Source organism: Selenomonadales bacterium, from assembly GCA_017442105.1.
GTDB lineage: Bacteria > Bacillota > Negativicutes > RGIG982 > RGIG982 > RGIG982.
In genome coordinates this window covers 1-7677 of record JAFSAX010000207.1, presented here as the reverse complement: position 1 = coordinate 7677, position 7677 = coordinate 1, and the positions used below count along the sequence as shown (strand labels likewise).

The window sequence follows — 7677 nt, the reverse complement described above, 5'->3', positions numbered from 1 at the left end:
GAAAACAGGTTCATATTGAATGGGTCTGATCAAAGGAGGATATTATGAAAACTGTAACGATTGAAATTTGCATGGGTTCTGCTTGTTATTTGCTCGGCGCACAAGAATTGATCGAAACGATCCAGTCGCTTCCGGAAGAACGACAAGCACAGATCGATCTTCGTGGTTCCACTTGCTTGAAAGCATGTGGACAAGGTCCGAATATTACTGTTGATGGAGAATTGTTCCATAACGTAACACCGGAATTATTACTCAGAATCATTTCTGAAAAATTGGACTAAAGAGTCGTTAGGAGGGACTATATTGGCAACGACTGAAATCGTAAAATTACGCAGACAAGTGCTGGTTGAACTTTCTAAACTGGCATATCAAGGAAACTTAAAAGAAAACGTTCAAGATTTGCTCACGACGATCGTAACGGAAAAAGGTCCGCGCTATCGTTGTTGTGTGCACAAAGAACGTGCAATTTTGGAAGAACGTATTAAACTTGCGCTTCATCAATCGCTTGACAGAAGTTTGGATGAAGCAGTTGAACGTGCTGTAAACGGCGAGAAAGATATTCTCCCGAATATGCAAGTTATGCCGATCGCTTGTGACGAATGTCCGATCGACAAATATTTCGTTACGAACGGATGCCGTAACTGCGTGGCGCATAATTGCATGAACGCATGTCCGAAAAATGCAATTACCGTTGTAGAAAAACAAGCATATATCGACAAAACGAAATGTGTTGAATGTGGTCTTTGCAAAAAAGCTTGCCAATACAATGCGATCATCGAGATGACTCGTCCGTGCGAGGCTGCTTGCGCAGTAAATGCGATCTCGACTGACGAAGATCGTAAATCGGTCATTGATTATGAAAAATGCGTTGAATGCGGTAAATGTAAAAATGCTTGCCCGTTCGGTGCGATCTCCGATCAATCGTCGATTGTACAAGTATTGTCGGATATTAAGCAAGGCAAACGTGTCTATGCACTTTTGGCACCTGCTTTCATAGGCCAATTCGGTGTAATGGTCAAGATCGGCCAAATTTTCAATACAATGAAACAGATCGGTTTCCATGATGTACGCGAAGTATCCTATGCTGCTGATATCACAACGATCGAAGAAAGCAAAGAATTCTTTGAAACAGTACCGAGCGAACGTCCGTTTATGACAACGTCTTGCTGTCCGTCGTTCACAGCTCTCATCGAAAAACACATGCCGAAAATGAAACAGTACGTTTCCTCGACGGCATCGCCGATGATCTCGATGGGGCGTGCGATCAAATCCGACGATCCTGATGCTGTTACGGTATTCGTTGGACCTTGTATCGCTAAAAAACGTGAAGCCAGAGATTTCCCGGGGGCGATCGATCATGTATTGACATTCGAAGAAGTAACGTGTCTTCTTGTAGGTTGCGGTCTCAACGTAATGAGCGCAGAAGATGCAGAACATGATTCTATCGGTTCGAAAACCGGTATTTTGTTTGGTCATGCAGGCGGTGTAGCACTTTCTGTTAAAGAATTGGCAGAAGATCTCGGCAAAGGCGATGAGCTCCGTATCGAACAACGCGATGGTCTGACGAACTGTAAAGCAGGTTTGTTACAGCTCAACGCAGGCAAACTCGATGCAAACCTGTTCGAAGGTATGGCTTGCGAAGGTGGTTGTATCGCAGGTCCGGGCACATTGAGCAATCCGAAAGTTGCTGATAAAGCACTCACGACTTTCGCTGAAAAATCGAAATATAAAATTGCTAACCAAAACGAAGAAGTAAATGAACGACTTGCAAAAGGCGGTCATTGGCACGTTGATCGAAAATAACAGCTTACCGTTGACAAGGTTTGCAAAGGCTGTTATAGTAACAACAGATACAGACGAAATGCGAAGAACAAGAAAAGTATATGAACCGGTCTTTTTACAGAGAGCCGAGGGATGGTGCAACTCGGTAAGGCAGTCATAGAAATACACTTGGGAGCAGACCGCTGAATAAACAGTAGGCGGAACCGGTTAGCTACCGTTAACAAGCGAAGGATCAAAGATCTTTCACGAGAGGCATTTGCAACTTGGGTGGTAACGCGGGTTAATACTCGTCCCTTAATGATAGGGGACGAGTATTTTTTTGTATTAATATTAACTTTGGGAGGGAAATCATGTCTGTTTTTGATACTTTATTAGAACGTGGATATATTGCACAAACAACACATGAAGATGAGATTCGTGAATTACTGGAAAAAGAAAAAATTTCTTTTTATATCGGTTTTGACCCAACAGCAGACAGCCTTCACGTAGGTCACTTCTTGGGTATGATGGTCATGGCACACATGCAGCGCGAAGGTCATCGCCCGATCTGCCTTATCGGTGGCGGTACAGGTATGGTAGGCGACCCGAGCGGTAAAACGGATATGCGTCGTATGATGACACCGGAAGAGATTCAGCATAACTGCGATTGCTTCAAAAAACAAATGGAACGCTTTATCGACTTTTCTGACGGCAAAGCGATCATGGTCAACAATGCAGATTGGCTCTTGGGCTTGAATTACATCGACTTCTTGCGCACATATGGAGTACATTTCTCTGTTAACCGTATGCTTGCGGCAGAATGTTTCAAAAATCGTTTGGAACGCGGTCTGTCCTTCTTCGAATTCAACTATATGATCATGCAGAGCTACGACTTCCTTGAACTCCACAATCGTCATAACTGCGTTATGGAAATGGGTGGTGACGACCAGTGGTCGAACATCATCGGCGGTGTTGAATTGATCCGTCGTAAAGAAGGCAAACCGGCATTCGGTATGACGTATACGCTTCTTACGACAAGCGATGGCCGCAAAATGGGCAAAACAGAAAAAGGCGCTCTCTGGCTCGATCCGGAAAAAACGTCGCCGTATGACTTCTATCAATATTGGAGAAATATCAACGATGCTGATGTCAAACGTTGTTTGGCTCTCTTAACATTCCTTCCGATGGAAGAAGTTAACAGACTTGGTTCGCTTCAAGACCAAGCGATCAACGAAGCGAAGAAAGTCCTTGCTTATGAAGTAACGAAGATGGTACACGGCGAAGAAGAAGCCCAAAAAGCACAGTCTGCGGCAGAAGCACTCTTCGGTGGAAAAGGCGCGCTTGATAATGCTCCGACTGTTACACTTACAGAAGAAGTATTCGGCAAAAAAGTCATCGACGTTCTTACGGAAGCTAAAATCTTCGCAACGAAAAGTGAAGGCCGCCGTCTTATCACACAAAACGGCTTAACGCTTGCCGACAGCAAAGTGACCGATATCGAAGCGGTATTGACGGAAGATATGTTTACGGACAGAAGCCTTCTCGTTCGCAAAGGTAAGAAAAACTATTTCCGCTTGGTATATTGATTGAGCGTGGAATCATTTTAATAAAAGGAGTCAGATAGTATGTCAGGACATTCTAAATGGGCAAATATCAAACATAAAAAAGGTAAAATGGACGCAGCTCGCGGTAAGATCGCAACGAAACTTGGCCGTGAGATCACGATCGCTGTTCGTATGGGCGGTTCCGACCCGACGGGCAATATGCGCTTGAAACTCGTTTTGGCAAAAGCAAAAGCAAACAATATTCCGAAAGACAACATTCAGCGCGCAATTCAAAAAGGTCTTGGCGGTACAGACGGTGCCAACTACGAAGAATTGACGTATGAAGGTTACGGTCCGAGCGGTGTTGCTGTCATGGTAAACGTTATGACCGATAACCGTAACCGTGCGGCTGCAGAGATTCGCCATTTGTTCTCCAAATACGGCGGTAACCTCGGTGAAACGGGTTGCGTAGGTTGGATGTTCCAGAAAAAAGGTATGTTCGTGATCGAGTCCGATACGCTTACGGAAGACGACATCATGGAGATCGCTCTTGAAGCTGATGCAGAAGGGTTCGAAGCAACGGATGACGGCTTCGAAATCACAACGACGCCGGAAGGTTTTGATGCTGTCGATCAGATCTTGTCCGAACGCGGTATCCAGCCGTCGGTAGCAGAAGTTACGATGCTTCCCGATACGATGATGGAAGTAGACGACAGTGTTGCCGATAAAGTTATGAAATTGATCGAAGCTCTCGAAGACAACGACGATGTTCAAGATGTCTACACGAATGCTGATTTCCCTGAAGAAAACTAATTAAACGAAGAGTCGAATCGCTTGTCGGTTCGGCTCTTTTGTATAAGAAAAATGTCTATTGATTGATGATGATTCCATTCCATGATATAATAATATTTATACATTAAATTAAATCCAATCATATCCGAGGAAATCATGGTGAATAAAAAAAGAACGATAGCAGAATATAAACTTCTTTTAGGACAAGATACCGTAGAAGAAACGATTCTCGCCGAAGCAGCCAATGATGAGAAAGCATCAGTCCGTCAATTGGCAGATAAATGGCGTGCACGAAAGGCCAAACGTGAGGCAGAGAAAGCACGTTTTCGTGAGATGCTCCGTTATGAAGAAGCATTTCGCCAAGAGGACTATCAAATGATCGCAGGCATTGACGAAGCAGGCCGCGGGCCATTGGCAGGACCTGTTTCGATCGGAGCATGTATCTTACCGCCCGATTGTTTTATCGAAAAATTGAATGATTCAAAAAAACTGTCCGAAAAACAGCGTGATATTCTGTACGATAAAATCATCGAATGCGCTGTTGCTTGGAAAGTCATATTTGTTTCGGAAGAAGATATTGACCGAAAAAACATCTATCAAGCAACAGTAGACGGTATGTACCAAGCCATTGCCGAGCTGAATGCTACTCCCGATGCTGTTCTCGTTGACGCTGTGCCGCTACCGAAATTATCACAGCCATCACATTCACTTATCAAAGGCGACCAGAAAAGTGCCTCGATCGCTGCGGCTTCGATTCTTGCAAAAGTATCGCGTGACCGTTTGATGGAAGAGTATGACCGCATTTATCCTCAGTACGGCTTCGCCAAACACAAAGGCTACGGTACAGCAGAACACGTTTCTGCGATTCGTGAATATGGGCCGTGTCCGATCCACCGCAAGACATTCGAGCCGATTGCATCGATTCTGAAAGAGAGATCATAATGGATACGAAACAGCTCGGAATCTTTGGCGAAGAACATGCTGCCTTATATTTAGAAGACCTCGGATATCGAATATTAACGCGTAATTATCGCAGTCGCTACGGCGAGATTGATATTATTGCAGAAAAGGATGAAACACTCGTTTTTATCGAAGTAAAAGCCAGACGGAGCTATCTTTACGGTGAACCGAAAGATTCCATACATATACGAAAACAAAAAAAGTTGATTCAAACAGCAACGATCTATTTACAAGAAAATGGATGGGAAGATTATAGCTGTCGATTTGATGTGATTGAAGTTACGTTTTTGCCGAACGGTTCGATACGACCATATCATATCGAAAATGCTTTTTCCGAATGAGGGAGATATTATGAAAATTGTTGTAGGTATGACAGGTGCCAGTGGTTCTATTTATACGGTACGGTTACTGGAAGTGTTACGCGAAGCAGGTTGCGAGATCCATTTCGTTGCCAGCGAAAGCGGCTGGCAGGTAATTGAATACGAATGTGGCTTGACACAAGCTGATATTGAAAAACAGGTTACCAGAGTCTATGATGTCAATCAGATCGGTTCGGCAATCGCCAGCGGCTCTTTCCGTATGGATGCAATGGTCATCGTGCCTTGTTCCATGAGAACGCTCGGTGGTATCGCAAATGGTGTAGCAGACAATCTTTTGATGCGCGCTGCCGATGTTGCAATGAAAGAAGGAAGACCTCTCTACATCGTTCCGCGCGAAACACCACTTAGCGCAATACACCTTGAAAATATGTTAAAATTGGCTCGATTGGGCGTGCGTATCATTCCTGCGATGCCGGGATTTTATCATCGTCCGAAAAATATGGACGAGCTCATCAATATGATGGTCGGTAAAATCTGTGATCAGATTGGAATAGAGCATACGCTGTTTGAGCGTTGGCAAGGATAAGCGAGAAAAGAAGGTATTGACATGTTTGCCGAAGCAATAGGAGCAACAACATTAGGAATAGACGGAAAAGAGATACGTGTAGAAGTCGATATTATGAATGGATTGCCTGCTTTTGAGATCGTCGGGCTTCCCGAAGCGGCTGTCAAAGAATCAAAAGAACGTGTTCGTTCTGCTATCAAAAATTCGGGCTTTCAATTCCCGACGAAGCGTATCGTTATCAATCTTGCACCTGCACAGATGAGAAAAAACAGTTCGGGGCTTGATTTACCGATTGCGATCGGGATTCTGACAGCAAGTGCACAAATCAAACAAGATGTTGCCAAATCGTTTATGATGATAGGCGAATTGTCGCTTGAAGGAAAGATCCGTGGTGTAAACGGCGTTCTTCCGATGGCAATTCATGCCCTTGATCAGGGGATTCATAAAATAATCGTATCAGAAGATAATAAAGAAGAAGCCGCGCTCGTTGATGGACTTTCCGTTTATGCACCGTCTACGCTTCGCGAACTGATTCTTTTCTTGGAAGACGAACGTTCACTTGAGCCGTGTCAACCGACTGATTTTATCGATGAATCTGTATTGGACAGATGTGATTTCGCCGATGTACAAGGACAACAATCTGCCAAACGCGCACTTGAAATTGCTGCAGCGGGCGGGCACAATATTTTGATGAGCGGTCCTCCGGGCAGCGGTAAAACGATGCTTGCGCGTCGTATTCCGACGATACTGCCTTCTATGACGCGCAAAGAAGCACTCGAGATCACAAAAATATACAGTATTGCAGGATTCCTGAAACAACAATCGGGACTCTTGAAACACAGACCGTTCCGCAGTCCGCACCATACGATATCGGACGTCGGGATGATCGGAGGAGGAAGGATTCCCAAGCCGGGTGAAGTCACTCTCAGCCATCATGGAGTATTGTTCCTTGATGAATTCCCCGAGTTTTCCAAAGAAGCATTGGAGGCCTTAAGACAACCGCTTGAAGACTTCGAAGTAACGATTGCACGTGCCAATGCAACACTGACATATCCCGCGAAGTTTCTTTTGATCGTTGCCAAGAATCCTTGTCCATGCGGATATTACGGCGATGCAGAACATACCTGCGGATGCACGACAGCGGAGATCAGACGATATAATCGCAAGATATCGGGACCACTCCTTGACCGCATTGATCTCCAGATCTGTGTACAGCGACTGCCGTATAATGAATTGAAAAATAACGTACAGACAGAAACGTCCGCCGAGATTCGTGCGCGTGTAGAAAAAGCAAGAGCGCGTCAACACGAGCGACTCCTTCCGTACGGTCTTTTCTGTAACAGTCAGATGGGACATCGCGAGCTCAAAAAACTCTGTCCCATGACACCCGATGCCGAAGCCCTGCTTGGTCAAGCCTATCAACAGATGAAAATGAGTGCGCGCAGTTACGACCGTATCATCAAGGTTGCCAGAACGATCGCAGACTTGGCAGAATCTGATGTTATCGAAGCAATTCATATTGCAGAAGCCGTTCAGCTTCGCAGTACGCCCGAAGATTCACTCTATCAATAAAGGATGTGCTTAGGTCTATGAGACATCGTGCAAATACTGTTACCGATATCTCAATAGATGACTTATATCACAAAGGAGTCAAAGGAATCTTACTTGATATTGACAATACGATCATAGCTTGGAATGAACATAGCATTTCTTCTGCTATCCATCAATGGATAGG

8 protein-coding genes and 1 other annotated feature are annotated in these 7677 nt (G+C 44.7%); all 8 genes read left to right on the top strand.

The window, feature by feature from the left end; translation table 11 throughout:
- Positions 1 to 44 precede the first annotated feature (44 nt).
- On the top strand, positions 45 to 281 hold the full coding sequence (locus IJN28_08075; GenBank protein MBQ6713724.1) for a (2Fe-2S) ferredoxin domain-containing protein: 237 nt from the start codon (positions 45 to 47) through the stop codon (positions 279 to 281).
- A 19-nt stretch (positions 282 to 300) separates the two neighbouring features.
- Entirely contained in the window at positions 301 to 1803 is a 1503-nt protein-coding gene (locus tag IJN28_08070; protein MBQ6713723.1) for a 4Fe-4S dicluster domain-containing protein, read from the top strand.
- Positions 1804 to 1857: 54 nt separating this feature from the next.
- Positions 1858 to 2080, top strand: a binding site (T-box leader).
- Between the two features lie 52 nt (positions 2081 to 2132).
- The gene (locus tag IJN28_08065; GenBank protein MBQ6713722.1) at positions 2133 to 3347 is read left to right on the top strand and encodes a tyrosine--tRNA ligase; all 1215 of its coding nucleotides are present in this window, start codon (positions 2133 to 2135) and stop codon (positions 3345 to 3347) included.
- Between the two features lie 39 nt (positions 3348 to 3386).
- Positions 3387 to 4118 carry a YebC/PmpR family DNA-binding transcriptional regulator gene (locus IJN28_08060; GenBank protein MBQ6713721.1) on the top strand — a complete coding sequence of 244 codons (732 nt, stop codon included), beginning with the start codon at positions 3387 to 3389 and terminating at the stop codon, positions 4116 to 4118.
- A gap of 135 nt (positions 4119 to 4253) precedes the next feature.
- Complete coding sequence (locus IJN28_08055) at positions 4254 to 5039, top strand: ribonuclease HII (GenBank protein MBQ6713720.1); 786 nt, start codon at positions 4254 to 4256, stop codon at positions 5037 to 5039.
- Positions 5039 to 5398, top strand: coding sequence for a YraN family protein (locus IJN28_08050; protein ID MBQ6713719.1), 360 nt, complete (start codon positions 5039 to 5041; stop codon positions 5396 to 5398). Before IJN28_08055 ends, IJN28_08050 begins: the two co-directional genes overlap by 1 nt.
- Before the next feature lie 10 nt (positions 5399 to 5408).
- Positions 5409 to 5963, top strand: a complete 555-nt coding sequence (locus IJN28_08045) for a UbiX family flavin prenyltransferase (protein ID MBQ6713718.1) — start codon at positions 5409 to 5411, stop codon at positions 5961 to 5963.
- A gap of 21 nt (positions 5964 to 5984) precedes the next feature.
- On the top strand, positions 5985 to 7514 hold the full coding sequence (locus IJN28_08040; protein MBQ6713717.1) for a YifB family Mg chelatase-like AAA ATPase: 1530 nt from the start codon (positions 5985 to 5987) through the stop codon (positions 7512 to 7514).
- The last annotated feature ends 163 nt before the right edge of the window (positions 7515 to 7677 follow it).